Source organism: Flavobacterium sp. xlx-214, from assembly GCF_013874595.1.
GTDB lineage: Bacteria > Bacteroidota > Bacteroidia > Flavobacteriales > Flavobacteriaceae > Flavobacterium.
This window is the reverse complement of sequence record NZ_CP059431.1, coordinates 1,848,216-1,874,825: the sequence shown is the minus strand read 5'-3', so window position 1 is coordinate 1,874,825 and position 26,610 is coordinate 1,848,216. Positions and strand designations below refer to the sequence as shown.

The 26,610-nt window shown below is 31.8% G+C and carries 25 protein-coding genes; 9 read left to right on the top strand and 16 right to left on the bottom strand.

The window, feature by feature from the left end; all coding sequences use genetic code 11:
* Positions 1-6: 6 nt before the first annotated feature.
* Both H1R17_RS08880 and ygiD read right to left on the bottom strand, forming a co-directional pair.
* On the bottom strand, positions 7-693 hold the full coding sequence (locus tag H1R17_RS08880; RefSeq protein ID WP_163432267.1) for a prolyl oligopeptidase family serine peptidase: 687 nt from the start codon (positions 691-693) through the stop codon (positions 7-9).
* A gap of 28 nt (positions 694-721) precedes the next feature.
* A complete protein-coding gene (gene ygiD / locus H1R17_RS08875) occupies positions 722-1,546 on the bottom strand; it encodes a 4,5-DOPA dioxygenase extradiol (RefSeq protein ID WP_163432268.1) in 825 nt (274 codons plus the stop codon).
* Between the two features lie 133 nt (positions 1,547-1,679).
* Between ygiD and H1R17_RS08870 the strand changes: the two genes are divergently transcribed.
* Positions 1,680-2,240 carry a hypothetical protein gene (locus H1R17_RS08870; protein ID WP_163432269.1) on the top strand — a complete coding sequence of 187 codons (561 nt, stop codon included), beginning with the start codon at positions 1,680-1,682 and terminating at the stop codon, positions 2,238-2,240.
* 55 nt (positions 2,241-2,295) lie between these two features.
* Here H1R17_RS08870 and H1R17_RS08865 read toward each other — a convergent pair whose 3' ends face one another.
* Together H1R17_RS08865 and H1R17_RS08860 are read right to left on the bottom strand one after the other, a co-directional pair.
* Positions 2,296-3,306 (bottom strand): TQO small subunit DoxD, encoded by a 1,011-nt coding sequence (locus tag H1R17_RS08865; RefSeq protein ID WP_163432270.1) that lies wholly within the window; start codon positions 3,304-3,306, stop codon positions 2,296-2,298.
* Between the two features lie 37 nt (positions 3,307-3,343).
* On the bottom strand, positions 3,344-3,634 hold the full coding sequence (locus H1R17_RS08860) for a hypothetical protein (protein WP_163432271.1): 291 nt from the start codon (positions 3,632-3,634) through the stop codon (positions 3,344-3,346).
* A gap of 219 nt (positions 3,635-3,853) precedes the next feature.
* Here H1R17_RS08860 and H1R17_RS08855 point away from each other — a divergent pair, with 219 nt between their 5' ends.
* Positions 3,854-4,720, top strand: coding sequence for a pirin family protein (locus H1R17_RS08855; protein ID WP_163432272.1), 867 nt, complete (start codon positions 3,854-3,856; stop codon positions 4,718-4,720).
* Here H1R17_RS08855 and pdxH read toward each other — a convergent pair whose 3' ends face one another.
* Genes pdxH through pyrR form a run of 5 tightly spaced genes read right to left on the bottom strand, consistent with a single transcriptional unit; the run spans position 4,721 to position 8,155 of the window.
* Positions 4,721-5,365, bottom strand: a complete 645-nt coding sequence (gene pdxH, locus H1R17_RS08850) for a pyridoxamine 5'-phosphate oxidase (RefSeq protein ID WP_163432273.1) — start codon at positions 5,363-5,365, stop codon at positions 4,721-4,723.
* A gap of 6 nt (positions 5,366-5,371) precedes the next feature.
* Positions 5,372-6,280, bottom strand: a complete 909-nt coding sequence (locus H1R17_RS08845) for a ribonuclease Z (protein ID WP_163432274.1) — start codon at positions 6,278-6,280, stop codon at positions 5,372-5,374.
* A gap of 25 nt (positions 6,281-6,305) precedes the next feature.
* Positions 6,306-6,632 (bottom strand): ribonuclease Z, encoded by a 327-nt coding sequence (locus H1R17_RS08840; RefSeq protein ID WP_163432275.1) that lies wholly within the window; start codon positions 6,630-6,632, stop codon positions 6,306-6,308.
* 20 nt (positions 6,633-6,652) lie between these two features.
* On the bottom strand, positions 6,653-7,579 hold the full coding sequence (locus H1R17_RS08835) for an aspartate carbamoyltransferase catalytic subunit (RefSeq protein WP_163432276.1): 927 nt from the start codon (positions 7,577-7,579) through the stop codon (positions 6,653-6,655).
* A gap of 27 nt (positions 7,580-7,606) precedes the next feature.
* On the bottom strand, positions 7,607-8,155 hold the full coding sequence (gene pyrR, locus H1R17_RS08830) for a bifunctional pyr operon transcriptional regulator/uracil phosphoribosyltransferase PyrR (RefSeq protein WP_163432277.1): 549 nt from the start codon (positions 8,153-8,155) through the stop codon (positions 7,607-7,609).
* A gap of 169 nt (positions 8,156-8,324) precedes the next feature.
* Here pyrR and H1R17_RS08825 point away from each other — a divergent pair, with 169 nt between their 5' ends.
* Positions 8,325-9,779 carry a sodium:alanine symporter family protein gene (locus tag H1R17_RS08825; protein ID WP_163432278.1) on the top strand — a complete coding sequence of 485 codons (1,455 nt, stop codon included), beginning with the start codon at positions 8,325-8,327 and terminating at the stop codon, positions 9,777-9,779.
* 35 nt (positions 9,780-9,814) lie between these two features.
* Here the strand turns inward: H1R17_RS08825 and H1R17_RS08820 are convergent, their stop codons facing one another.
* The 4 genes from H1R17_RS08820 to aroB form a co-directional block, all read right to left on the bottom strand.
* A complete protein-coding gene (locus H1R17_RS08820; protein WP_163432279.1) occupies positions 9,815-10,270 on the bottom strand; it encodes a DNA primase in 456 nt (151 codons plus the stop codon).
* Positions 10,271-10,354: 84 nt separating this feature from the next.
* Entirely contained in the window at positions 10,355-11,329 is a 975-nt protein-coding gene (locus H1R17_RS08815; protein WP_163432422.1) for a deoxyhypusine synthase family protein, read from the bottom strand.
* A gap of 22 nt (positions 11,330-11,351) precedes the next feature.
* Positions 11,352-12,758: an arginine decarboxylase gene (locus H1R17_RS08810; RefSeq protein ID WP_163432280.1), complete on the bottom strand. Its 1,407-nt coding sequence runs from the start codon at positions 12,756-12,758 to the stop codon at positions 11,352-11,354.
* A 257-nt stretch (positions 12,759-13,015) separates the two neighbouring features.
* Positions 13,016-14,143 (bottom strand): 3-dehydroquinate synthase, encoded by a 1,128-nt coding sequence (aroB, locus tag H1R17_RS08805; protein ID WP_255489018.1) that lies wholly within the window; start codon positions 14,141-14,143, stop codon positions 13,016-13,018.
* A gap of 14 nt (positions 14,144-14,157) precedes the next feature.
* On the opposite strand from aroB, the gene H1R17_RS08800 reads away from it, so the two are divergent.
* Complete coding sequence (locus H1R17_RS08800; RefSeq protein WP_163432281.1) at positions 14,158-15,330, top strand: proline dehydrogenase family protein; 1,173 nt, start codon at positions 14,158-14,160, stop codon at positions 15,328-15,330.
* Positions 15,331-15,372: 42 nt separating this feature from the next.
* Here H1R17_RS08800 and H1R17_RS08795 read toward each other — a convergent pair whose 3' ends face one another.
* Both H1R17_RS08795 and H1R17_RS08790 read right to left on the bottom strand, forming a co-directional pair.
* Complete coding sequence (locus H1R17_RS08795) at positions 15,373-15,708, bottom strand: YegP family protein (RefSeq protein ID WP_163432282.1); 336 nt, start codon at positions 15,706-15,708, stop codon at positions 15,373-15,375.
* A gap of 80 nt (positions 15,709-15,788) precedes the next feature.
* Positions 15,789-18,422, bottom strand: coding sequence for a valine--tRNA ligase (locus tag H1R17_RS08790; protein ID WP_163432283.1), 2,634 nt, complete (start codon positions 18,420-18,422; stop codon positions 15,789-15,791).
* A 188-nt stretch (positions 18,423-18,610) separates the two neighbouring features.
* On the opposite strand from H1R17_RS08790, the gene H1R17_RS08785 reads away from it, so the two are divergent.
* Complete coding sequence (locus H1R17_RS08785; protein ID WP_163432284.1) at positions 18,611-19,000, top strand: DUF1573 domain-containing protein; 390 nt, start codon at positions 18,611-18,613, stop codon at positions 18,998-19,000.
* A gap of 249 nt (positions 19,001-19,249) precedes the next feature.
* A complete protein-coding gene (locus H1R17_RS08780; RefSeq protein WP_163432424.1) occupies positions 19,250-21,472 on the top strand; it encodes an NADP-dependent isocitrate dehydrogenase in 2,223 nt (740 codons plus the stop codon).
* Between the two features lie 91 nt (positions 21,473-21,563).
* Here H1R17_RS08780 and H1R17_RS08775 read toward each other — a convergent pair whose 3' ends face one another.
* Positions 21,564-22,343: a hypothetical protein gene (locus tag H1R17_RS08775; RefSeq protein ID WP_163432285.1), complete on the bottom strand. Its 780-nt coding sequence runs from the start codon at positions 22,341-22,343 to the stop codon at positions 21,564-21,566.
* A gap of 106 nt (positions 22,344-22,449) precedes the next feature.
* Between H1R17_RS08775 and H1R17_RS08770 the strand changes: the two genes are divergently transcribed.
* The 3 genes from H1R17_RS08770 (at position 22,450) to rimK (ending at position 26,591) form a co-directional block, all read left to right on the top strand.
* A complete protein-coding gene (locus H1R17_RS08770) occupies positions 22,450-23,517 on the top strand; it encodes an endonuclease (protein ID WP_163432286.1) in 1,068 nt (355 codons plus the stop codon).
* 290 nt (positions 23,518-23,807) lie between these two features.
* Entirely contained in the window at positions 23,808-25,094 is a 1,287-nt protein-coding gene (metK, locus tag H1R17_RS08765; protein ID WP_163432287.1) for a methionine adenosyltransferase, read from the top strand.
* Positions 25,095-25,217: 123 nt separating this feature from the next.
* Positions 25,218-26,591, top strand: a complete 1,374-nt coding sequence (gene rimK, locus H1R17_RS08760; protein WP_163432288.1) for a 30S ribosomal protein S6--L-glutamate ligase — start codon at positions 25,218-25,220, stop codon at positions 26,589-26,591.
* Positions 26,592-26,610: the final 19 nt, after the last annotated feature.

Below are 26,610 nucleotides of genomic sequence, written 5' to 3'. Positions count from 1 at the left end.
TAATCTTTATAATGAATTATTATTACTTTTTGTATGTTTTAACAGCCAATCGTATAGCTCTTGGTGGCGGTATAAATCCTCCACACTACCGTGATTTCCACCTTTAACAACTTCTAGTTCAATAGGTGCTTTTTTATTGCACTTTTTTACTGCTGATACTATCTTTTGTGATTCAGTTAGTGGAACTATAAAATCTTTATCGCCATGAATTACTTTAATAGGAACTTGTGCTAAATTACACGCATCACTTACATCTCCTCCTCCACAAATAGATATGGCAGCTGCAACTCTGTTAGGGTACTCACCTACATATTTCATTGTGCCGTACGATCCCAAACTCATTCCTGTAACATAAATTCTATCTTCATCAATCTTGTAAGTTTTAATCATATAAGCTACAATTTCATCTACTTTATCAGAATTCCAAGGTCCTGATGGTAATTGAGGCGCAACTAAATAAGCAGGAATATCTAATCCTTTTTCAACTCCTTTTAAAGCACCGTATCTTTTTACACGATCGATATTAGTACCTGATAAACTTTTTCCGTGCAAAAAAACAATGAGCGGCATTTTTTCTTTAATCTCTTTAGGTTCATTTAACCAAAATTGATAAGTTGTTTTATTAAGTACAGCTTTAGGCTGAGCCAAAGCATTCATTGAAATTAAAACTAAAATTACTTTAAAAAACCGCATTTTTTCTTTTTAAGCAAATATAATGTATTTATCCTAAACGGAAAGAAGTCATAGATAAGGATCCACCTACATATTCATCGTTAAAAATAGCAATATCGTCATTATTACTCATTAAAGCCAAGGCGTATAACATTGGATAATAATGATCTGGTGTAGGAATAGCTAGTTTTGCTGCCTCTCCAAAGTTTTCATAATAAATTAAATCTTTATGATCTTTAGAAAGGATTTTCTTTTTAAAATTTTCATTGAGTGACTTTGCCCAATCGTATCCAAATCCATAATTATCTAACTGTTTCCAATCAACCATTCGTAAATTATGAATCATATTTCCGCTGCCAATAATCAAAACTCCTCTTTTACGCAAACCAAATAACTCTTTTGCTAAATTGTAATGGTACTGTGCTGGTTGGTTATAATCGATACTTAACTGTAAAACGGGCACATTAGCTTCTGGAAACATATGACGCACTACCGACCATGTACCGTGATCTAAACCCCAATCATGATCTAAACCTACATTTGTTGATGTAATTAGTTTGGCTGTTTCTTCTGCTAAAAACGGACTACCCGGAGCTGGATATTGCACATTGAAAAGTTCTTGTGGAAACCCTCCAAAATCGTGAATTGTTTTAGGTTCAGACATAGCTGTAACATGGGTACCTTTTGTTAACCAATGAGCAGAAATAACTAAAACAGCACAGGGTAAATCAATCCTTTTTCCAATTTCTTGCCATTTAGTAGAGAAAATATTTTGCTCAATTCCGTTCATAGGTGATCCATGTCCCATAAAAAAAACAGGTTGCAGCTTTTCACGAATTTTAAAAGAATCGGTATAATTTTTTAAATCTTGCATTGCTTCAATTTTATTTCAAATTTCGTTACTTTTTTACTAAAAATACTTAATATAGATTAAATATCAACTATTATTAATTCACGCTTTTTTATACATTTGTGCAAGAACCTTTTTTAAGAATACATTTAATTAAATGACAAAAAACTTCTTTATTTTCATTGTACTATTTTTGTATTGCAAAGCAAATGCGCAACAATTTCTAAACAAAATTAATTTTGTTCAAGAAGATGTTCAACACTCTATAACTACTGAAAACACTTCGTTAGCGTTAAAGAAACTTCCTTTTTCTGTAATGTTTGAAAACACGTTTTACAACACTAAAAAAGAGTTGTTAAATGCTTTACAAGTTGCTGTTATTGATAATGTAAATGATTTACAAAATATTGAAGAAGAAATGCCTATTCACTTAATTCCTTATTTTGAAAACGGTAGTGGTTTTTCTGCAGATGAAAATGGATTATACTCTTCTGTTATTGTAAATAGTTATGGACATCATTATTTATTATATGAAAATGAAAATAACAAATCGATAGAATTTGTATCAAAAAAAGGAACTATTGGAACATTTAAATGGAATGTAAATCGTTTTTATATAAATGAAAAAGATTATCCAATTGAAAGAATACAAAATCAAACATTGTACTTTGTTTTTTTAACAGACTTTAATAGCAACAATATAATTGATACTGATTAATTACGTATTGTAAAAGTTAGTTTTAAGTAAAAAAGAGGTCTAAACGACCTCTTTTTTATTCCACTTTACTTTGCCATGAGGCACCACTAATATCAATTAAATTAATTGAAAGATTACTTTCTTTAGAAATAGATACATTGTCAACGTTTAAATGTATCTTTGCTTTAGCTCCCAAAGGTAAAATAAGACTATGCTTACCAGGTTTAATTTTAGCAACGTAGTAATTATCAATTTTGTTGGTATCAAAATTCGCTAAATGTTCTTGATTCCATGTTTTAACTACTTTTCCGTTTTCTAACAACTGAATAGCAATTAAAAATGATCCATAAACATCAGCACCTTCTATCCTCATTACATCAAATTCTATTTCTTTATTAAAACGTGCATTTGTAATTTCGAGTTTAGGTTTTACTGATTTATTATGTAATTTCCCATAAACACCACCATGAAAAAACTGGTTGGTAAATAAAGTCAATCCAAAAATAGCTAAGCCAATTAGCATTATATATTTTCTGTAATGCTCTAAGTTTAAGCTTCCAGAACCTAGCCATAAAAACCATTTTTTAGAGGTAAAGTTTTTGTTTTTTGAAATAAAATAATGGTCAAGTGAGAAATAACCACTACCCGATAAAAATAAAACAAATCCGCCTGCTACACCTAAAACACCTATTTGCCATTCATCTAAACAGGTAGTTCCTAACCAGCCCGATCCTAATAAGATACCAAGAGCCAGCTGAACAACGCCAATACTCACTAAACGTGTAAAAACGCCTAACATTAAAAGTAACCCCACAATTCCTTCTACAATTGTGAAAATAACCATAGCCCACCAAAGACTCTCTAGGTTGCTTACTAAATATTCAATTAAAGGTTTTATTCCTAAAGCATTGGGTAAAAAATGGTTGAATTTTTCACCAATATAACCTGCTTCGTTTTCAATAAGTTTATTTTCTAAAATTAATCGACGCCAAAATGCCGAAAAATAAGTCCACCCAACTACAATTCGTAAGGCAAAAGTTATCAAACCAAACACTTTATAGTTTGATTTTTCTGTATGTTGATTCATGATTTTTTGTTAAAAGTTATTAATTGTTTTGCATCACTTAGGATAATAAAACATCAACTTTTAATCGATTGTAAAGAATATAAAAAGGAGGTGCATTTGATTGATATACAACTACTTCTCGTTTTTCAATTAAATTAGACAAATAAGTATAATCTATTTTACTAGACAACCATTTTATTGAAAATAAGTCTTCTTTTTTCTGAGAACTTATATGCTCCTTACTTTGCGAAAATGTATAAAAACAACTACTTGATGCAGGTACAACTTTAGTTGCATTTAAAGATTTAGAAAACAAACTTCCTCCATCCTGAAAATACATATTTTTCACAGAACACGGCATTAGTGCAAAAACTATTAAAAGTAATTGGCACCAATTCTTAATCATGGAGCGTTTAAATATGTATTTCAAAATCATTTTTTAAAGATACCAATTAGAATTCAATTTTAAAAATAGAATAAGCCAATTAGTCATTAAATTACTTATTAATTTAGGTTAAGTAATACTCACTCAAAGTGTTGTAAATTTGCTATACAAAAATGTAAAATCATGAAAACTAAAAGTATAGAAACAATTTTTAACCCTGCTCCTGCTCATTTTGTTGGAGATGGTTTTAGAGTTCACAATTTTATTCCAGGCAAAATGTCTATGCAACGTATGGATCCATTTATTATGCTTGACTATAATTCAAAATTCACTTTTCCGCCAAGTAATACGCCTAAAGGAGTTGGCGTACACCCTCATAAAGGTTTTGAAACAGTTACAATTGCTTACAAAGGGCGAGTTGAACATGGTGACAGTAGTGGCGGTGGCGGCGTTATTGGCGAAGGTGATGTACAGTGGATGACAGCTGCTTCTGGAATTTTACACAAAGAGTTTCACGAAACGGAATGGAGTAAAACGGGTGGCGAATTTCAAATGGTGCAACTTTGGGTTAATTTACCAGCTAAAGATAAATTAAGCAATCCAAAATATCAGGCTATTACAAAAAATGATATCACTATTGTACCTTTAGAAAACAATGCGGGTACTGTGGAAGTTATTGCCGGAACGTATCAAAATGTTCAAGGTCCAGCTAGCACATTTACGCCTGTTCATATGATGAATGCTAAATTAAACAAAGATGGAGAAGCTAGTTTTGAATTTCCTTCAAACTATAATACATTACTTTTAATAGTTGAAGGATCAGTTAAAGTAAACAACGAAAAAGCTACTACAAATCAATTAGTTTTATTTAAAAATGAAGGCGAAGAGTTTAAAATAAAAGCAACTGAAGATGCTCTTGTTTTAGTATTAAGTGGCCAACCAATAAATGAACCAATTGCAGCTTATGGTCCATTTGTGATGAACACAGAACAAGAACTTATAGAAGCTTTTAATGATTTTAATGCGGGTAAATTTGGTGATTTAGCTTAATTAAGGCGCTAATCGTTCTATTTTCCAATCACCTGAAGGCAATAAAGTATAGCGCAACCTATCGTGCAAACGATTAGGTCTGCCTTGCCAAAACTCAATAGAAACAGGTTTTACTAAAATTCCTCCCCAATTTTCTGGGCGAGGAATTTCTTTTCCTTCCCATTCTTGTTCTAAATTTTGTAATGAATCTTCTAAAAACTGTCGATTTGGAATTACCTCACTTTGCGGAGAAACAATAGCACCTAATTGACTTCCTGTTGGACGCGAATGAAAATAACCTTCCGAGTAAGCACTTGATTGTTTTTCTGCCATTCCCTTTATTATTACTTGTCGTTCAATAGATGGCCAAAAAAAAGACAAACACACCTTTGGATTTTGTAAAAGTGCTTTTCCTTTTTCAGAATCGTAATTTGTTACAAATGTAAATCCGTTTTCATCGTATTTTTTTAATAGAACAATACGCGATTTTGGAAATCCATCTAAACCAATGGTTGAAACGGTCATGGCATTTACTTCATCCACTCCACCAAATTCCTCGGTTTCGTAAAACCATTTTTGAAATTGCATCATTGGATTTTCATCAATCATACTTTCTAACAATTCACTTTTGTTGTATGATTTCCTATAATTTCCTAAATCGTTCATAATTATCTAATTAAAATTAAATACTTTACCATCGTCCGCTAAAAAAACAGATGGAAAAATAGTTTGCGCCTCTTCTTTAAAAAGTTCAATATTAGCGTATCGTGTTGAATAATGACCTAAAATTAGTTTTTTTACATTTGCTTTTAAAGCAATAGTTGCGGCTTGTTTGGCAGATGAATGCCCAGTTGGAATGCACTTTTCAACATCTTGTTCTAAAAAAGTACTTTCGTGGTACAACACATCTACATTTTTAATAATGGAGATAATATCTTCGTTATACAAAGTATCCGAACAAAACGCATACGATTGCGTGGGTAGTGGATCAAAAGTAACGGTTTCATTCTTTATAATAGATCCATCTTCTGCTTTTAAATCACTTCCTTGTTTCAATTTATTAAAATAACAAACTTCAATTCCTTTTTCTTCGGCTGCGTTGATATCAATTCTACGTAAACCAGGTTTTTCCTGAAATAAGTAACCATTGGTATACACTCTGTGTTTTAAAGGAATGGTTGTAACCGATACTTTATCATCTTCAAAAATAACTTCTGATTCTTTTGATTCTAATTCGTGAAAATACAGTTCGTAGCTTGTGTACGATTTACTTAACTTAATTTGAAGTAAAATAATATCTTTTATACCTTTTGGACCGTAAATATGTAAATCGTTTTGACGATTAAGTAGTGAAAATGTAGAGATTAAACCAATTAATCCGAAAAAATGATCGCCGTGTAAATGAGAAATAAAAACGTGGTTTATTCTTGAAAACTTAATTTTGTGTTTGCGTAATTGCACTTGTGTACCCTCGCCGCAATCAATTAAAAACATTTGATTATTAAGTTCTAAAACTTGCGATGTTGGATTGGTAATGGTGCGTGGCGTAGCAGAGTAACAGCCTAAAATGTGTAATTTCATATTTAAATAATAAAAAAGAGATTTGTTAAAAACCCAAATCTCTTTCTATTTCTTCCATTTCTATAATGTCAAAACCTTCTTGCAAGGTTGGTACTACTATGATTTCTTCAGAAACTTCGTCAAAATCGATATCAGCAACAATTACAAAAGATTTTTTTTGTTTTTTTTGTAGAACAGCTAATGGTTCAAAAGAAATAATTTGTGAAGGTCGCAACGCTATTTCTTCCAAATCAATCAAAATGTTCTTATTTTTAAATAGGTTTGGTTGCTCAATAATTTTCTCTATAAATTCAGAAAAATCATCACTACTTTTTTTAAAAACAACCGTGTTATTTTTTTCTTTAACCTTCATTTTTTCTTTTAAATATAAAACTATTTTATTTTAGATGCAAGTAAATAAATAACAGCCATACGTACGGCAACACCGTTTTCAACCTGATCTAAAATGACTGATTGCTGAGAATCAGCTACATCTGATGTTATTTCTACACCGCGATTAATTGGTCCGGGGTGCATAATAATAATTTCTTTATTTAAAGAATCTAATAACGCTTTATCAACACCATATTGTTGTGCGTATTCACGTGTTGAAGGAAAATAATTTACATCTAAACGCTCATTTTGCACACGCAACATATTGGCAACATCGCACCACTCAAGGGCTTTACGCAAATTAGGTTCGTATTTTACACCTAAATCTGTAATGTATCTTGGTATTAACGTTTTTGGTCCGCAAACCATAACCTCAGCACCTTGCATTTGTAAAGCAAAAATGTTTGATAATGCCACGCGCGAGTGTAAAACATCGCCTACAATAACCACTTTTTTACCTGCAACTTCTCCTAAACGCTCACGTATTGAAAAACTATCTAAAAGCGCTTGTGTTGGATGCTCATGAGCGCCATCTCCTGCATTTACAATACTTGCCTTTACGTTTCTTGATAGAAAATGTGCTGCACCTGGGTTGCTATGACGCATAACAACCATATCAACTTTCATTGATAAAATGTTGTTTACAGTATCAATTAAAGTTTCGCCTTTTTTTACGGATGATTGAGCAGCTGAAAAGCTAATTACGTCTGCAGATAAACGTTTTTGAGCTAATTCAAACGATAATTTGGTACGAGTACTGTTTTCGAAAAATATATTAGCTATGGTTATATCACGTAACGAAGGAACTTTCTTTATTGGGCGGTTAATTACTTCTTTAAAATGATCAGCGGTTTCAAAAATTAAATCAATATCATTTTTGTTGATGTATTTTATTCCTAATAAATGGTTAACGCTTAATTCTTTCATTTTGAATTGGCTGTGTTATTATATAATTTAAGAAGGATTTGATATTAAATACACCTCGTCTTCGGTTGCATCAACATCTTTCCAGTGAACTTTTACTTTTTCATCGTTAAAGGCATCTACTTGTCTGCCACGATAATCGGGTTGTATAGGCAAATGACGACTAAATCTACGGTCAATCAAGACCAATAACTCTATTTCTTTAGGGCGACCAAATGATTGAACTGCCGTTAAAGCCGAACGAATACTACGACCTGTATACAAAACATCGTCTATAAAAACCACGTTTTTATCTTCCACTAAGAAGTCGATTTGTGTTTTATTAGCCTCTAAAGGTTTATCATTTCTTCTAAAATCGTCTCTAAAAAAAGTAATATCCAAGAAACCTAAATCAATATGTGGTATATTGTAATCGTTTGTTAAAATAGAAGAAATTCGCTCTGCTAAGAATTTACCTCTAGGCTGAATTCCTATTAGAACCGTATTAGAAAAATCGTTGTGCTTTTCAATTAACTGACACGCTAAACGATGTAAGATGATATTAACCTCTTTAGAAGTTAATAATATTTTTGAACTCATAGCGAAGTGTTGTTTGGTTGTAAAATTACAATATTATGACAAGTTATTATATAAAAAAGATACTTTTTTATTACAATACCGCTTTGGATAACTTTATTCTAAAATGACTTTATTTTTCAACATTTTAGTTTACTTTTAAAAAATAGTATTTCAAATTGTTAAAATATTTATGGATAAAACTTTAGAGTTTATCAACAGCATTGTTTGGTCTAATGCTTTGATTATATTATGCGCCATTACAGGTATTTATTTTACTATTAGAACAGGTTTTGTTCAGTTTAGATACATTAAACTAATGGTTCAACTTTTATTTACGGGTGAAAAATCAGAAAAAGGAATTTCTCCTTTTCAAGCGTTTTCTCTTGCTATTTCTGGTAGAGTTGGAACGGGAAATATTGTTGGTGTAGCTACAGCAATTGCTATGGGAGGTCCTGGAGCGGTATTTTGGATGTGGTTTATTGCTATTTTAGGAGCAGCATCGGCGTTTATAGAATCTACATTAGGACAAATTTACAAACAAGAAATTGATGGCGAATATCGTGGTGGACCTGCTTATTACATTGAAAAAGGTTTAGGAATAAAATGGTATGCCCTATTGTTTGCTTTTATTACCATTATAAGCTGTGGTTTGTTGTTGCCAGGTGTACAAAGTAACAGTATTGCATCTGCTATGAGTAATGCTTTTAATGTACCTATTAGTTATTTGGGTTCCATTCCTATTAACTATATGGGACTTATTGTTGTTTTTTTATTAGGATTAATCATTTTTGGCGGTGTTAAACGTTTAGGAAAAGCTTCTGAAATTATTGTGCCTTTTATGGCTGGAATATACATTTTAATGGCTTTAATAATTATTGGAATGAATTTTAAACAAATTCCAGCTGTTTTGGAATTGATTTTAACTTCTGCTTTTAATATGAATGCTACTTTTGGTGGTATTATGGGTAGTGCTATTGCTTGGGGAATTAAACGAGGCATTTATTCAAATGAAGCTGGTCAGGGTACAGCGCCACATGCTGCAGCTGCATCAGAAGTGAAACATCCAGCAGAACAAGGTTTGGTACAAGCTTTTTCAGTTTATATTGATACGCTTTTTGTATGTACTGCTACTGCTTTTATGATTTTGTTTACCAATCAATACAATGTTCTTGATGAAAAAAATGGAAGTTTAATTGTAGAACATATTAAAGGAGTTGATTATACTGGTTTTACACAAGCAGCGGTTGCACATCATTTTCCTTCTATTGGAAATGAATTTGTAGCAATAGCCTTATTTTTCTTTGCTTTCACTACCATTATGGCTTATTATTACTATGCAGAAACAAACATTGCTTATATTATTAGAGATAAAAATAAACGCATTGTTTATGTTTGGGCATTACGTGTTTTATTTTTATTTGCAACTTATTTTGGTACGATTAAAGAAGCCAAAACAGCTTGGGCAATTGGCGATTTAGGAGTTGGTTTAATGGCTTGGGTAAACATTATTGCCATTTTACTTTTAAGTAATGTTGCACTAAAAGTTTGGAATGATTACAAGAACAAACGCAAGGCAGGTATAAAAGATATTACTTTTAACGCGGATGAAGTAGGAATTAAAAACGCAGAATTCTGGAAAAAGTAAAAAAAAAAATCTCAAGCTATAGCTTGAGATTTTTTTTATCTATCATCGTCCTCGTCGTCTTCATCTTCATCATCATAGTCAGAATCGTCGTCTTCGTCCTCATCGTCATAGTCAGAATCATCGTCGTCATCCTCTTCTTCACTATCTTCCTCGTCATCAGATTTGGTAACCTTTTTCTTTTTTGAAGATTTCTTAGGCTTATCATCCTCTTGGTCTTCATCCATGTCTAAATCTTTAACGTTAATTGAATCTACTGATGTGATGTCTTCTTCATCTTCATCGTAATTTTCAATTCTGTCTTGTAATTTAGTACTTACCTTAACTAAGTAAATAGTATCGGTTGTTCTTACCTCTACAGCCTCAATTAACTCTCCTTTGGCATTAGTGAACTGAATGATGTCTGTATCATCATATCCATCAGGAAACTTTTCAACTAATAGAGTTAAAATTTCGTTTGTTAATTTCGCGTAATCAACAATTATTCTCTTCATTATTATTATGCTTGTATGATGTTTCAAAAATACTATAGCTAGTACGTATTTTGCAAATTAATCGAAACTTTTTTTTAGTTTTTTTTAATTACCTAAAATATAAGCAAATACTAATGGTGCAACTATAGTAGCATCACTTTCTATAATGAAAGAAGGTGTATCTACATCTAATTTACCCCATGTAATTTTCTCATTTGGCACCGCACCAGAGTAAGAACCATAAGATGTTGTTGAATCTGAAATTTGACAGAAATATGCCCAGAAAGGAACATCTGTCCACTCTAAATCTTGATACATCATTGGTACAACACAAATTGGGAAATCTCCAGAAATACCACCTGCAATTTGGAAGAAACCTACACCTCTACCGCCTGAATTTGCACGATACCATTCTGTTAAGTAAATCATATACTCAATTCCTGATTTTACTGTTGACGCTTTTAAATTTCCTTTAATTACGTTTGAAGCAAAGATGTTTCCTGTTGTAGAATCTTCCCATCCTGGACAAACAATTGGTAAATTTTTCTGAGCTGCTGCAACAATCCAAGAATCTTTAGGATCAATTTCATAGTATTGCTCTAAAACACCTGAATTTACTACTTGATATAAAAATTCGTGTGGTAAATAACGCTCGCCTTTAGCTTCAGCAGCATGCCAAACATCTTCTAAATGTTGTTGTAAACGGCGGAATGCTTCTTCTTCAGGAATACAAGTATCGGTTACACGGTTGTAATGCTGATCTAATAATTCACGCTCTTGTTCTGGAGTTAAATCTCTCCAATTTGGAATTCTTTTGTAGTGAGAATGTGCAACTAAATTCATTACATCTTCTTCTAAATTAGCTCCTGTACAAGAAATGAAATGTACTTTATCTTGACGAATCATTTCTGCTAAAGAAACACCTAATTCTGCAGTAGACATAGCACCTCCCATAGAAATTAACATTTTACCGCCTTCTAATAAATGCTTTTCATACCCTTTAGCTGCATCTACTAAAGCTGCTGCATTAAAATGTCTATAATTGTGCTCAATAAATTGAGAAATTGGTCCTTTCATAATTCTATTTCTTACTGTTATATTATTATTTTTTATCTTTTGAATATCCTAAAATCTTAAGTACATCATCCGAAGTTTGTTGTTCAGAGAACACTTCTGTTGCTAAAATTCCGTTTTCATCTCTATCAATTAAAATATGTTTTGGCTGCGGAATTAAACAGTGATGAATACCTCCCTGACCACTTATTTGCTCTTGATACGCCCCTGTGTTAAAGAAACCAATATACAACGGTTTTTCTTTATTGAATTTAGGCAAATAAATAGCGTTTAAGTTTTGCTCTGAATTGTAATAGTCATCAGAATCACACGTTAAACCTCCTAAAAATACTCGTTCATATGAATCGTTCCAACGATTTACCGCTAACATAACAAAACGTTTGTTAATTGCCCAAGTATCTGGCAACGTTGTAATGAAAGATGAATCAATCATGTTCCATTTTTCACGATCATTTTGTTGTTTTTGATACAATACTTTGTAAATAGCACCACCCGATTCACCCACTGTAAACGATCCAAATTCAGTAAAAATATTAGGCACATCAACATCTGCCTCTTCACAAGCCATTTTTATTTGATTGATGATTTCATCAACCATATATGCATAATCATAATCAAATGCTAACGAATTTTTAATAGGAAATCCACCACCGATATTTAAACTATCTAATGAAGGACATTCCTTTTTAAGGCTGGTGTACACTTTTAAACATTTGCTTAACTCATTCCAATAATACGAAGTATCACGGATACCTGTATTAATAAAGAAATGAAGCATTTTAACCTCTACATTTGTGTTTTCGGCTAAATTTTTTCTGTAAAAAGGAACAATATTTTTATATCCAATTCCTAAACGAGAAGTATAAAACTCAAATTTTGGTTCTTCCTCAGAAGCAATCCTAATTCCAATCTGGAATTTGCCCTTAATATTATTTTGAAGCAATTCTAATTCTTCATAATTATCAAGAACAGGAATTGTTTTTTTATGTCCGTTATTAATTAAACGTGCAATGTTTTCAATGTATTGATCGCGTTTAAATCCATTACAAACAACAAAGGTATTTTTATTGATTTTTCCTTTTGCCAATAAATGCTCAACAATGTTAATATCAAACGCAGAAGAAGTTTCAATGTGAATATCGTTTTTAAAAGCTTCATTCATAACATATTCAAAATGAGAGCTTTTTGTACAGTAACAGTAGTAATATTTACCCTCGTACTTATGTTTTTCTATTGCTTTATTAAACCAAGTTTTTGCTTTGTTAATGTTATTAGAAATTTGTGGAAGATAGGTAAACTTTAAAGGTGTGCCATATTGTTCTACCAATTTCATTAAATCGATATTATGGAACATTAGGTTGTCTTTATTTAAAGAAAACTCTTCTTGAGGAAAATAAAAAGTTTGATTTATTAGATCGAAATATTTAGTATTCATATAAATTGCTTAAAAATTAAAAAATGTTTTACAACGAATTATAAATTATTTTCAAACTCTAATATTTGCAAAAGCAATGGATAATTTATCACTGTAAATATTTGTAAACAAAACTACCCTGTACAATTGTCTTAAATGCAAAGGTAAGTTTAGTTTAACTATACGTTTGATTTTCAATACCAAAGGTAAATGTACCTTATTTATATTAGTAGTGCCTTTTTTGTTCACTTACAAACCTAATAATTGTTAATAGATATTTAACTTAAATATTCTTGAAAGGCTTTTTCAATTATTTCATTATCAACTAATTGATTAAATACACCTTCACCAATTTCGTTTAACAAAGTAAATTGAATAACTCCTTGTTCATTTTTCTTATCGTGTACTAATAACGATGTGCAAATTTCAATATCATTTTTGGTTAAAACAATACCTTCAAACATCAAATTTAAAGTTTCTTTTATTTCTAAGTATGAATTTTTTGTTAACAAACCTTTTTGGTATGAAATAAATGCTTCTAAAACCATTCCAACTGCAACAGCTTCACCATGTAAAAGAGGTTGCATAGTATTGCTTACCATGCTTTGAGTTTCTAAAACGTGCCCCAAAGTATGACCAAAATTTAATAATTTACGGACATTTTCTTCATGAGGATCTTGTAAAACAATTTCGTTTTTAATGGATACCGAATGATATATCAGTAATTCTAAATCTTCTACTGTCAATTCACTCATGTTTTTTAACTGATTCCAATAGCTTACATCAGCAATTAAACCATGCTTAAACATTTCTGCCAAACCAGAACGCATGTGATTTGACGGCAAAGTTTCTAAGAAATTCACATCAATAAGTACCATTTTTGGTTCGTAAAAACTACCAATCATGTTTTTTAAACCACCAAAATTAATAGCTGTTTTATTGCCTACCGATGCATCTACCATTGCCAACAAAGTTGTAGGAATATTTACAAAATCAATTCCGCGCTTATATGTTGCAGCAATAAATCCACCTAAATCGCACACAACTCCGCCTCCAACATTTAATAACAAAGCTTTTCTGTCAATTTGTAAATCAATTAAACTTTGCCAAATTTCGTTACAAGAATGAATTGTTTTGCTTTCTTCGCCGTGCTCAATTTCAATTATTTCAAAATCAACCGATATAGCAAGCCATTGTAAAACGATATTTAAGCAAAATTTTGAGGTATTATCGTCTACCAAAACAATAATTTTAGAGTACTTTTTTTCATTAATAAGCTGTGATAAAGCCTCATAAGAAGTATTGCCAAATAAAACCGGGTAGCTAGTAGATTGAATTTGCATTATATTGAAAAAATTTGATGTAAAAATAATGCATTTTTTATAACTATTGTATCTTTGCATCATTACTTTAAAGCCAAATGGAAAAAATATTTGACAATACAGCAGTTGCTTTTGCCCTTAAAAACAACACTGAATTAAACAAAGCTTATTATTTGTTTAAATTAATAAGCAGCAATACAATGGTTAAAGTGGGTACTTCATTAACAAATTTTGCCATTAATAGTAAATTACCAGTAAAGGGATTAATCAAATCAACTGTATTTGATCATTTTTGTGGTGGCGTAACTGAAGAAGATTGCTTACAAGTGGTAGATAAAATGTATACCAAAGGCGTTTCATCGGTATTGGATTATTCTGTTGAAGGAAAAGAAACCCAAGAACAGTTTGATCATGCTTTAGAAATGACGTTAAAAACAATTGAGTTTGCTAAAGAGCGTATTGCAATTCCGTTTGCTGTTTTTAAACCAACAGGTGTTGGTAGATTTTTCTTATTTGAAAAAAAAGGAGATAATTTACCTTTTACCGATGCTGAACAAACCGAATGGAACCGTATTGTAGAACGTTTTGACATTATTTGCAGAACAGCTTACGAAAAAGATGTTTTACTTTTGGTTGATGCTGAAGAAAGTTGGATGCAAGATGCAGCCGATGATTTGGTTTTGGAAATGATGCGCAAATACAATAAAGAAAAATGTATTGTTTTTAATACCGCTCAAACCTATCGTTGGGATCGTTTTGATTTTGTAAAAAATACACATGCAATTGGTCTAAGAGAAGGTTTTCATGTAGGATTTAAAGTTGTACGCGGTGCTTATATGGAAAAAGAACGTGCACGTGCAGAAGAAAAAGGATACCCATCGCCTATTTGCGCTACAAAAGCTCAAACCGATGCTACCTTTAATAAAACAGTAACTTACATGGTTGAAAATATTGACAATAAAATGGCTTTGTTTGCAGGAACTCACAATGAAGAAAGCAGCTATATGTTAATGGAATTGTTATCAAAAAACAATTTAGCTCATAATGATGTTCGTATTTGGTTTGGACAATTATACGGCATGAGTGATAATATTAGCTATAATCTAGCCCATCAAAATTACAATGTGGCAAAATATTTACCTTTTGGACCAGTTTACGATGTAGTGCCTTATTTAATACGTAGAGCAAATGAAAACACATCAGTTGCTGGACAAACCAATAGAGAATTAGACTTACTTAGTAAAGAATTAAAACGTAGAAGATCAAATTAAAAAAAAGCCTTCCAAATTTGGAGGGCTTTTTTATTGAGAATATTAACTTAAAGTTTCATCTACAATTTCAGCTTCAGGAGCATTTTTCATAACAGATTCAATTCCGTTTTGACACCCAGCAGCAGATTCGTACATTTGGCTAGTACCAATTATTTGTCCGTTTGTTGCTTTTAAGTTAAAATAAAACTTTCCGTTTTTAGCTTCTAAGCTTTCAAATCTTTTTTCTTCTTGACTATTTTTCTTAACAGACTCAATACCATTTGAGCATGCAGCTTTTGTTGTATAACCTTCGCTTGAAAGAATTACTTGACCATTTGATGCTTTCAAATTGAATTGAAATTCATCATTTTTTCTTGTAGAAATAATAAATTTTCCCATTGTTTTTTGTTTTAAATATACAAATTGTTTTTAAAACAAAAAAAGTCTTTTCAAATGAAAAGACTTTTTTTGTTAGTAATTTATTTCAAACCAGCTAATGATTGCTCAATAGTTGCTATTTTCGATAAAGCATCCGCTTCCTTTTTTCGCTCGTTTGCAATTACTTGCTCGGGCGCTCCGTTCACAAACTTCTCATTTGAAAGTTTTCCTTGAACCGATCGTAAGAAGCCTTGCAAGTATTTTAATTCTTCTTCTAGTTTCTGAATCTCCTCTTCCACATTCACAGAACCCGAAATTGGGATGAAATATTCGTTAGAATTTACGCGGTATGATAATGCTCCCGAAACTTGCTCAGAAACATATTCTAAACTCTCAATATTTCCAAGTTTCATAATTACCGAATCAAAAGTAATTGCCGCATTTTCTTTGTTCAACACTTTTAAATCGATGGTTTCTTTAAACGAAATATTTTTGTCTTTACGAATGGTACGAATACCCGAAATAACTTCAGAAGCAAAATCAAAATCGGTAATTAGTTGCTCATTATACGATTTTATTTCTGGCCAAACCGAAACGATCAAAGCATCTTCCGCAGAACGCTCTGCTATATGTTGCCAAATTTCTTCCGTTAAAAACGGCATATAAGGATGCAATAGTTTTAAGTTTGCCTCTAACATTTCGATAGCCGCTTTAAACGTAACGGCATCAATAGGTTGTTGATAACCAGGCTTGATCATTTCCAAAAACCAAGAACAGAAATCGTCCCAAACTAATTTATAAATAGCCATTAAAGCATCTGAAATTCTGTATTTTTCAAAATGATCTTCAATTTCAACTAATGTTTTTTGCAACTTCGCTTCATACCAAGCCACGGCAACTTTAGATGCTTCGGGCTGAGGAATAGCATCCGAAACTTCCCAACCTTTAATCAATCGGAAAGCATTCCAAATTTTGTTGGTAAATGACTTACCTTGGTTGCATAATTCTTCATCAAACAAAATATCATTACCTGCCGCAGCCGATAACAACAAACCGCAACGAACACCATCTGCTCCAAATTTTTCAATTAAATCTAACGGATCTGGTGAATTTCCTAACGATTTAGACATTTTTCTACGCTGTGCATCACGAACAATACCCGTTAAATACACATTGGTAAATGGTTTTTTATCAGCAAATTCGTATCCAGACATAATCATACGTGCCACCCAGAAAAATAAAATATCGGGTCCGGTAACCAAATCGTTGGTAGGATAGTAATATTTAAATTCTTCGTTTTCAGGGTTTACAACTCCATCAAAAACCGCCATTGGCCATAACCAAGACGAGAACCAAGTGTCCAACGCGTCTTTATCTTGCGTTAAATCTGCAACGGTTAAATTCGTATTTCCTGTTTTTGTTTTGGCTAATTCAACTGCTTTTTCAATCGTTTCAGCAACTACAAAATCTTCTTTTCCACTACCATAATAATAAGCAGGAATTTGATGCCCCCACCATAACTGACGCGAAATGTTCCAATCGCGAATGTTCTCCATCCAATGACGGTATGTATTGTTAAATCGGTTTGGATATAACTTAATTTCATCCGACTCTAAAACTGCTTTTATTGCAGGTTTTGCCAATTCTTCCATTTTAAGGAACCATTGATCGGATAATCGTGGTTCAATAACGGCTTTGGTACGTTCAGAAGTTCCTACATTATTTAAATGATTTTCTACTTTTTCTAAAGCACCAATTGTTTTTAATTCTTCTGTGATTTCATCACGAACTACAAATCTGTCTTTTCCTTTATAATGTAAACCTAAATCGTTTAAAGTAGCATCTTCATTAAAAATATCAATGATTTCTAAATTGTGACGCTCTCCTAAATCTTTATCATTTACATCGTGTGCAGGTGTAACTTTCAAACAACCTGTACCAAATTCCATATCCACATATTCGTCGAAAATAATCGGAATAACTCTGTTTGCAATAGGTACAATGGCGTTTTTACCACGCAAATGTGTGTAACGTTCGTCGTTTGGATTGATACAAATTGCGGTATCTCCTAAAATAGTTTCCGGACGCGTTGTTGCAATGGTCAGAAAATCATTTGTACCTTCAATTTGATATTTTAAATGATACAATTTTCCTTGACGCTCTTCGTAAATAACCTCTTCATCAGATAAAGTAGTTTTTGCTTCTGGATCCCAGTTTACCATTCGGTACCCACGATAAATCATTCCTTTATTGTATAAATCAACAAAAGATTTAATTACAGCCGCGTACATATCAGGATCTAACGTAAATTTGGTGCGTTCCCAATCACAAGAAGCACCTAATTTTTTAAGCTGATCTAGAATAGTTCCGCCGTATTTATCAGTCCATTCCCAAGCGTGTTTCAAAAATTCTTCACGCGTTAAATCTTCTTTATTAATTCCTTCAGCTTTTAATTTAGCTACAACTTTAGCTTCGGTTGCAATAGAAGCATGATCGGTTCCAGGCACCCAACAAGCGTTTAAACCTTTTAAACGTGCACGACGAATTAAGACATCCTGAATGGTATTATTCAACATATGCCCCATATGTAAGACACCTGTGACGTTTGGTGGTGGAATTACAATTGTATAAGGGGTTCTGTGATCAGGTGTTGAACGAAAATAATTATTTTTCATCCAGTAATCGTACCATTTAGCTTCAGCTTGTTTTGCATCAAATTGTGCTGGAATTATCATATATCTAGTAAATTAAATCTTAAAAATAGTCACAAAAATACAATAATCTTTACATCTATAAAAAGTTATAAAATAATAAATTTGGCACGAGTTTTGAAATCATCATAACAAAATGTAAAAAAAAACATAAATGTTTGGATTTCATTATAAACTAATTAAATTTACATAATTAAATAATTTAAAAAACAATGAAAAAAATTTTAGGAATAGTAGCGATGACATTGGTTGGAGCTGCTTCATACGCACAAACTGGTCCAAAAATTGAGTTTAAAGCTGAGAATAATACCATTGATTATGGTACAGTTGTTAAAGGAAAAGATAGTGGTGTAAGAACTTTTGAATTTACTAATACTGGTGATGAGCCTTTAGTAATTACAAATGTGCGTTCATCTTGTGGATGTACAGTACCTTCAAAACCAGAAGCTCCTATTTTACCAGGTAAATCGGATAAAATTGAAGTTAAGTACAACATGAATCCTGGAACCATTTCTAAGACTATTACAGTTGAATCTAATGCAAAAAACATTGATGGAGGAACTGTAGCGTTATACATTAAAGGAAAAGTAGTTGAAGAATAGTTAACTACATAATAAAACTAAAAACCACTTATTAACATAAGTGGTTTTTTTATATCCTTTTTTAATAATTTAGTTCAAAAATTATCATTTTAGCTGTTTTTTAGCTGTTTTATTTAAGTTTCGTTGTTTGTAGGTTTTGGTATTATTAAATTGGTAAATCTTTAAACTATAAACTTGTTATCCTTAAATATTTAGTCGCTATTTAGTATATTTGTATCAATAAATTAATGATCAAAATAAATCTTAATCATAATGTCAAAATCTAAGATTATCTACACATTAACAGATGAGGCGCCAATGTTGGCTACTTATTCTTTTTTACCAATTGTTAAAGCTTTTACTGCGCCAGCAGGTATTGAAATGGAAACTCGTGATATTTCATTAGCAGGAAGAATTTTAGCAAACTTTCCAGAATTTTTAAAGGAAGATCAAAAAATAGGTGATGCTTTAGCAGAATTAGGTCAGTTAGCAAACACACCTGAAGCAAACATCATTAAATTACCAAACATTTCAGCTTCTATTCCTCAATTAACAGAGGCTATTGCTGAATTACAAGCACATGGTTTTGCTGTACCAAACTATCCAGCAGATGCAGCTACAGAAGAAGATAAATCAATTAAAGCTAAATATGCTAAAATTTTAGGTTCTGCTGTAAATCCAGTATTACGTGAAGGAAACTCTGACCGTCGTGCTCCAAAAGCTGTTAAGAATTATGCTAAAAAACATCCACATTCAATGGGTGCTTGGTCTGCAGATTCTAAAACAAAAGTAGCTCATATGGAATCTGGTGATTTCTACGGAACTGAAAAATCGGTTACTATTGCTAATGATACTCAATACAAAATTGAATTCGTTGGAAATGACGGATCGGTTAAAGAATTAAAAGGATTAGCTCCTTTAAAAGCAGGCGAAGTTATTGATACATCGGTTATGAACTTAGCTGCTTTAAAAGCATTTGTTTCTCAAGTTAAAGAAGAAGCTAAAGCTGCAGGTGTTTTATTATCTGCACACTTAAAAGCTACCATGATGAAGGTTTCTGACCCTATTATTTTTGGTGCTATTGTTTCGGTTTACTTTGAAGATGTTTTTACAAAATTCACTACTTTATTTGCTGAATTAGGTATTAACCCTAACAACGGTTTAGGTGAATTATATGCTAAAATTGCAGGTAATGCTCAAGAAGCTGAAGTAAAAGCGGCTATTGATGCTGCTATTGCAAACGGACCAGCTTTGGCAATGGTAAATTCTGATAAAGGAATTACTAACTTACATGTTCCTTCAGACGTTATTGTTGATGCTTCTATGCCAGCAATGATTCGTACTTCAGGACAAATGTGGAACAAAGAAGGAAAACAACAAGATACTTTTGCTTTAATTCCAGACCGTAACTATGCAGGAATTTATACTGCTGTAATTGATGATTGTAAAGCAAATGGAGCTTACGATCCTACTACAATGGGTTCTGTACCAAACGTTGGTTTAATGGCTCAAAAGGCTGAAGAATATGGTTCTCACGATAAAACATTCCAAGCAGATGCAGCAGGTACCATTCGTGTAGTTGACGCTAACGGAACGGTTTATATGGAACAAGTTGTTGAAACGGGTGATATTTTCCGTATGTGTCAAACAAAAGATGCTCCTATTAAAGACTGGGTTAAATTAGCTGTTAACAGATCTCGCTTATCTTCTACTCCAGCCGTATTTTGGTTAGATGAAAACCGTGCGCACGATAGAGAAATTATTGCTAAAGTAAACAAATACTTACAAGAATTTGACACTACAGGTTTAGACATTCGTATTTTGGCTCCAATTGATGCTTGTAAATTTACCATTGAAAGAATTCGTAAAGGTGAAGATACTATTTCGGTTACAGGAAACGTTTTACGTGATTATTTAACCGATTTATTCCCTATTTTAGAAGTAGGTACATCTGCAAAAATGTTATCTATTGTTCCGTTAATGAATGGTGGCGGTTTATTTGAAACTGGTGCTGGTGGATCTGCTCCAAAACACATTGAACAATTTAAAGAAGAAGGATACTTACGTTGGGATTCTTTAGGTGAATTTTTAGCGTTACAAGCTTCTTTAGAACATGTGGCTCAAACTCAAGGAAACACAAAAGCTCAAGTGTTAGCAGACACTTTAGATGAAGCAAATGATAAATTTTTGGATACTGACAAATCACCTGGTAGAAAATTAGGAACAATTGACAACCGTGGTTCTCACTTTTATTTAGCTATGTACTGGGCTGAAGCTTTGGCAGCACAAACAAAAGATGCTGAATTAGCCGCAAAATTTGCTCCTATTGCAGAAGCAATGAAAGCTAACGAAGCTAAAATTAACGAAGAATTAATTGCTTCTCAAGGAAAGGCTCAAGAAATTAAAGGTTATTATCAACCAGATGCTACTTTAACTTCTGCAGCTATGCGCCCATCAGAGACATTAAATAATATTGTTGCTCAATTAGCATAATAACTTAATTAAAAAAATGCTCCTTAATATTAAGGAGCATTTTTTTTAAGAATTAATAATATTAACTTTAAATATCAAAAAGAATCTACATTTAATAATTAAGTACTTCAAAAATTTGAGTTAATACTAAATTTCTTCTTTTATCGTAATCTACTAACGTAGGACTTTCTAATGATTTTGTTGTTCTTAATGAAAAATAGATAGGTTTAGATTGCTTAAAATAAACCCCTACTGTCCAATCTATTTTTTGACCTAAATAACTTGTTGTACTAGTATGAATGGCTAAGTTTGAATCAATTTTTAATTGTTGCATTAGATATTGTTGATTTTTCTTTTCAAAAGGCAATTTACCTTCGCATAAATCTTTTAAAAATAAAATCATTGTATTTGGATTTGTATATCCTGTAAAATTCCAAAAAAAGTCTATTTCACTATTTTTAACATCCTTAAGAATTGAGCTACTTTTTATATTATTAGTATACAAATTATCTGGCAACCTGTATTTTAATTGATCAAAATACCAATCGTTTTGAAACTGCAAGGCTTCTGCCAAATTCATATCTTTATTCCACTCAGGCTTTCTTTTTTCAAAAAAAGAACGTTTTACACCATCCCACTGAATTTTTTCGTTACTATTTATACTGAAAACTTTTTCTTGTAATCCCGTTAATGCTTGCCATAAATGAAAATGAGAGGCAATTGGCGTGTTTAAAAATGGTTCAGATTCAGTACTAAAAATCCATTCATCTTTATTTTCGTTATAAATTACTATAGCTCCATCAATACTATTCGCTTTAAAATAATAATCTAAATAGCTTTGAGATTGTACCGAAAAAACATTTACAAATAGAAAAAGTAATATGTATTTCATTTTTCTTTTTTTTTTCAAAAATATAAAATCTAATTCTAACAATAAGTAAAGTTTATTTAAAACATTCAAACAGAAAGTATTTTGTAATTTTGCATTTTATTTTCACATGAAATTAGCTTACAAATTATTTTTCTTATTAACAGTTAGCATTGCAAATAGTCAGGTACCTAATTATTATCAATCGATTAACTTAAATGTACAAGGAGAAAGTTTAAAAAACCAACTTTCTAACCTTATTACTAGTACACATTCTACAGAACTTACTTATACACCAGATGTTTGGAATGTTTTAAAACAAGCCGATGTTGATCCTAACAATAATGATAAAGTTTTATTGCTTTATGGTTGGAATGATACGGATGCAACTAAAAACAACGACAAATCAAGAGATAAAAATGCAAGTTGCCATACATCAAATTGTGACAATAAATGGGTACGTGAACATGTTTTTCCTAGATCTAAAGGAACACCTAACTTAGAATTTGAAGGTCCTGGTTCAGATGCGCATCATTTACATGCTATTGATTATGATCGAAATTCTTTGAGAAGTAATTTTAAGTTTATTGCAAATCCAACTAGTTATATCACCTACTCTAGAATCATTCAACAAAACGGAACTGACTATTTTTACCCAGGAGATGAATGGAAAGGTGATGTTGCACGCATGATTATGTATATGTATGTAAGATATAATCTACGTTGTCAACCAATAAATGTTGGATATGGTTCTACCTCTTACTCTGTAAATGGAGATATGCCAAACATTTTTTTGCAGTGGAATGCTGAAGATCCTGTATCAACTCATGAAATAAACAGGAATGAGAAAATTTTTCAAGCGCAAGGAAACAGAAACCCTTTTATTGACAATCCTTATTTAGCTACATTAATTTGGAATGGTCCTGCTGCGGAAAATAAGTGGCAAAGTTTAAATACAGAGTCTCCTTACTTTGAAAACATTGCTGTTTATCCTACACAAACAGAAAGCCATCTTAACATTGCTGGTATTACTTTAGATACTCAGGCTACTTTTACTATTATTGATTTAACTGGTAGAATAATTCAACAAGGCATTTACAAAGAAAAAATTGATGTTAGCACCTTATCAAAAGGTATGTATTTTCTTGAGTTAAATATTCATGATACTCACAAAAGTTTTAAGTTTATAAAAAAATAATTTTTAAACATTTTATATTTTTTACTACAAGAACAACCTTAAAATCATTTACAAACTAAACATAACATCATTTTTGTTAGAAATAAACAAAATACAATATCGTTATAAATTAAAATTATCAAAATATAGTTTAATAATTGTAAGATAGTTGTACATTTGCATATCTAAAATCTGAGGAAAAATTTGACTGATTGCAACCTCATTAAAAAAATGCTAAAGCAGAAACTACTTTAGTATTATTACGTTGTTTGCAATTTGGTTTTCTTTTTTTTCTTAATATAAACTAAATTATGGCGTATTTTTTCACATCAGAATCGGTTAGTGAAGGACATCCTGATAAAATTGCAGATCAAATATCTGATGCATTAATAGATAATTTCATGGCTTTTGATGAAGATTCAAAGGTTGCATGTGAAACTTTGGTAACTACTGGGCAAGTAATTTTGGCAGGCGAAGTAAAATCTAAAACGTATTTAGATGTTCAACAAATTGCAAGAGATGTAATTAAAAAAATTGGATATACTAAAAGCGAGTATATGTTTGATGCTAATTCATGTGGTATTTTATCTGCCATTCATGAACAATCGGCAGATATTAATCAAGGAGTAGATAAATCAAACAAAGAAGAGCAAGGTGCCGGAGATCAAGGTATTATGTTTGGGTATGCAACTACTGAAACAGAAGATTACATGCCTTTAGCATTAGATTTATCGCATAAATTATTACAAGAATTAGCTGAATTACGTAGAGAAAACAACGAAATAACTTATTTACGTCCTGATGCAAAATCTCAAGTCACTTTAGAGTATGATGATAACAACAAGCCTACCCGTGTGGTTACCATTGTATTATCAACGCAACATGATGATTTTGTAAAGAACGAAAATGCATCACTTGAAGCTAAAAAAACGGCTGAAAAGCAAATGCAAGAACAAATTAAAAAGGATATTATTTCTATTTTAATTCCACGTTTATTACGTAAATATCCGCAATATCAGCCGTATTTTAATAATGACATTACCTACCACATAAACCCTACGGGTGTTTTTATTATTGGTGGTCCTCATGGAGATACAGGTTTAACTGGTAGAAAGATTATTGTTGATACTTATGGTGGTAAAGGCGCGCATGGTGGTGGTGCTTTTTCTGGTAAAGACCCAAGTAAAGTAGATCGTTCTGCTGCTTATGCAGCTCGTCATATTGCTAAAAATTTGGTTGCGGCAGGTGTTGCTGATGAGTTACTAGTACAAGTTTCATATGCAATTGGTATTGCAGAGCCTATGGGTGTTTTTGTAAAAACTTATGGAACCTCTAAAGTTTCAATGAGCGATGGCGAAATAGCTACTAAAATTCAAGAATTATTTGATTTAAGACCTTATTTTATTGAACAATCTTTAAAATTACGTCAGCCTATTTATAGTGAAACCGCTGCGTATGGACACATGGGACGTAAAAATGAAATTGTTACCAAAACTTTTAAAACACCAAATGGTGAAGAAAAAACCATGGATGTTGAATTATTTACTTGGGAAAAATTAAATCAGGTAGAAAAAATCAAAAAAGCTTTTCATATTTAAGAGTTTGTAAATATCACTATTTTAAGCTACTGTTAATTTTTTTAATAGTAGCTTTTATTTTTTTCAAAAGATACAAATTTGTCATTTTTTGTCTATATTAGTTTTAGGAAAAAGTATTCATTTATGACTGAAAAAGTTATTGTTGGTAGTGAAGAATGGTGTTCATTACCAGACCTTAAAGTTCCGGCTATTAAAGTACGTGTTGATTCAGGTGCAAAAACATCTGCTTTACATGCTGAGCAAATTATCACTTTTGAGAAAAATGGTGAGCAATGGGTAAAATTTATCATCCACCCTATTCAACGTAATACCAAAAGTAGTATTGCTTGTGAATCTAAAGTTATTGATAAACGAATTGTAAAAAGTTCAAGCGGTACTAGAGAAAGTAGATATGTTATTAATACAGAAATTTCTTTAGGCGAGCAATCTTGGAATATTGAGTTAACTTTAACCAATAGAGATTCTATGGGTTTTAGAATGTTGTTGGGTAGAGAAGCAATGATTGGTAAAATTATTGTTGATCCTGATGAGCATTTTAACTTAGGTATTGTTACTCCGGAAAAGTTAAAAGAATATTATTCCGAAGGGCACAGCGAGAAAAAAGGATTACGTATTGGTTTATTAGCAAGCAATCCTGATTTATATTCAAATAAACGAATTATTGAAGCAGGTGAGTTATTAGGTCATGAAATGCATTTTTTAAACATTAAGCATTGTTACATGAAGCTTGATGCACATCAACCTGAAATTCATTATAGAGGCGGACGCATTTTAAATGATTTTGATGCAATCATCCCTAGAATTAGACCAAGTATGACCTATTATGGTTGTTCTCTAATTCGTCATTTTGAATCGTTAAAAGTATTTAGTTTAAACAACGCAGCATCAATAACCCAGTCAAGAGATAAATTGTTCTCTTTACAAATGTTATTAAGTCATGGTGTAGATATTCCTACAACAGGTTTTGCTAATTCGCCTTTAGATACCAACGATTTAATAAATATGGTTGGTGGTTCTCCATTAATTGTAAAGTTATTAGAAGGTACACAAGGAAAAGGAGTGGTTTTAGCCGAAACTAAAAAAGCAGCAGAATCAGTTATTAATGCTTTCAAAAGTGTTGGTGCCAATATCTTGGTTCAAGAATTCATAAAAGAAGCAAACGGAAAAGATTTACGTTTATTTGTTGTTGACGGAAAAGTAGTTGCCGCTATGCAACGTGAAGCTTTGCCAGGAGAATTTAGAGCAAATATTCACTTAGGTGGTAAGGCATCTATTGTAAAAATTACTGCCGAAGAGAAAAAAATTGCAATAAAAGCAGCAAAAGCAATGAATTTAAAAGTTGCTGGTGTTGACATAATACGCTCATCTAAAGGACCTTTGCTTTTAGAAGTAAATTCTTCTCCTGGATTAGAAGGAATTGAAGGTGCAACTGGCAAGGATATTGCAGGGGAAATGATAAAAGCTATTGAAAAGAATTTTAAATGGCTTAACAAATAACAATTCTAATAAGAAAAAA

Coding starts and splice junctions, on each gene's coding strand:
- ygiD (WP_163432268.1), bottom strand. CDS start 1,546: ATGCAAGATTTAAAAAATTATACCGATTCTTTTAAAATTCGTGAAAAG.
- pdxH (WP_163432273.1), bottom strand. CDS start 5,365: ATGAACGATTTAGGAAATTATAGGAAATCATACAACAAAAGTGAATTG.
- H1R17_RS08785 (WP_163432284.1), top strand. CDS start 18,611: ATGAAAAAAATTTTAGGAATAGTAGCGATGACATTGGTTGGAGCTGCT.
- H1R17_RS08820 (WP_163432279.1), bottom strand. CDS start 10,270: ATGAAGAGAATAATTGTTGATTACGCGAAATTAACAAACGAAATTTTA.
- H1R17_RS08870 (WP_163432269.1), top strand. CDS start 1,680: ATGACAAAAAACTTCTTTATTTTCATTGTACTATTTTTGTATTGCAAA.
- metK (WP_163432287.1), top strand. CDS start 23,808: ATGGCGTATTTTTTCACATCAGAATCGGTTAGTGAAGGACATCCTGAT.
- H1R17_RS08835 (WP_163432276.1), bottom strand. CDS start 7,579: ATGAAAGAATTAAGCGTTAACCATTTATTAGGAATAAAATACATCAAC.
- H1R17_RS08865 (WP_163432270.1), bottom strand. CDS start 3,306: ATGAATCAACATACAGAAAAATCAAACTATAAAGTGTTTGGTTTGATA.
- H1R17_RS08840 (WP_163432275.1), bottom strand. CDS start 6,632: ATGAAGGTTAAAGAAAAAAATAACACGGTTGTTTTTAAAAAAAGTAGT.
- H1R17_RS08795 (WP_163432282.1), bottom strand. CDS start 15,708: ATGGGAAAATTTATTATTTCTACAAGAAAAAATGATGAATTTCAATTC.
- H1R17_RS08825 (WP_163432278.1), top strand. CDS start 8,325: ATGGATAAAACTTTAGAGTTTATCAACAGCATTGTTTGGTCTAATGCT.
- H1R17_RS08790 (WP_163432283.1), bottom strand. CDS start 18,422: ATGATAATTCCAGCACAATTTGATGCAAAACAAGCTGAAGCTAAATGG.
- H1R17_RS08800 (WP_163432281.1), top strand. CDS start 14,158: ATGGAAAAAATATTTGACAATACAGCAGTTGCTTTTGCCCTTAAAAAC.
- H1R17_RS08855 (WP_163432272.1), top strand. CDS start 3,854: ATGAAAACTAAAAGTATAGAAACAATTTTTAACCCTGCTCCTGCTCAT.
- rimK (WP_163432288.1), top strand. CDS start 25,218: ATGACTGAAAAAGTTATTGTTGGTAGTGAAGAATGGTGTTCATTACCA.
- H1R17_RS08880 (WP_163432267.1), bottom strand. CDS start 693: ATGCGGTTTTTTAAAGTAATTTTAGTTTTAATTTCAATGAATGCTTTG.
- H1R17_RS08845 (WP_163432274.1), bottom strand. CDS start 6,280: ATGAAATTACACATTTTAGGCTGTTACTCTGCTACGCCACGCACCATT.
- H1R17_RS08770 (WP_163432286.1), top strand. CDS start 22,450: ATGAAATTAGCTTACAAATTATTTTTCTTATTAACAGTTAGCATTGCA.
- pyrR (WP_163432277.1), bottom strand. CDS start 8,155: ATGAGTTCAAAAATATTATTAACTTCTAAAGAGGTTAATATCATCTTA.
- aroB (WP_255489018.1), bottom strand. CDS start 14,143: ATGATGCAAAGATACAATAGTTATAAAAAATGCATTATTTTTACATCA.
- H1R17_RS08810 (WP_163432280.1), bottom strand. CDS start 12,758: ATGAATACTAAATATTTCGATCTAATAAATCAAACTTTTTATTTTCCT.
- H1R17_RS08775 (WP_163432285.1), bottom strand. CDS start 22,343: ATGAAATACATATTACTTTTTCTATTTGTAAATGTTTTTTCGGTACAA.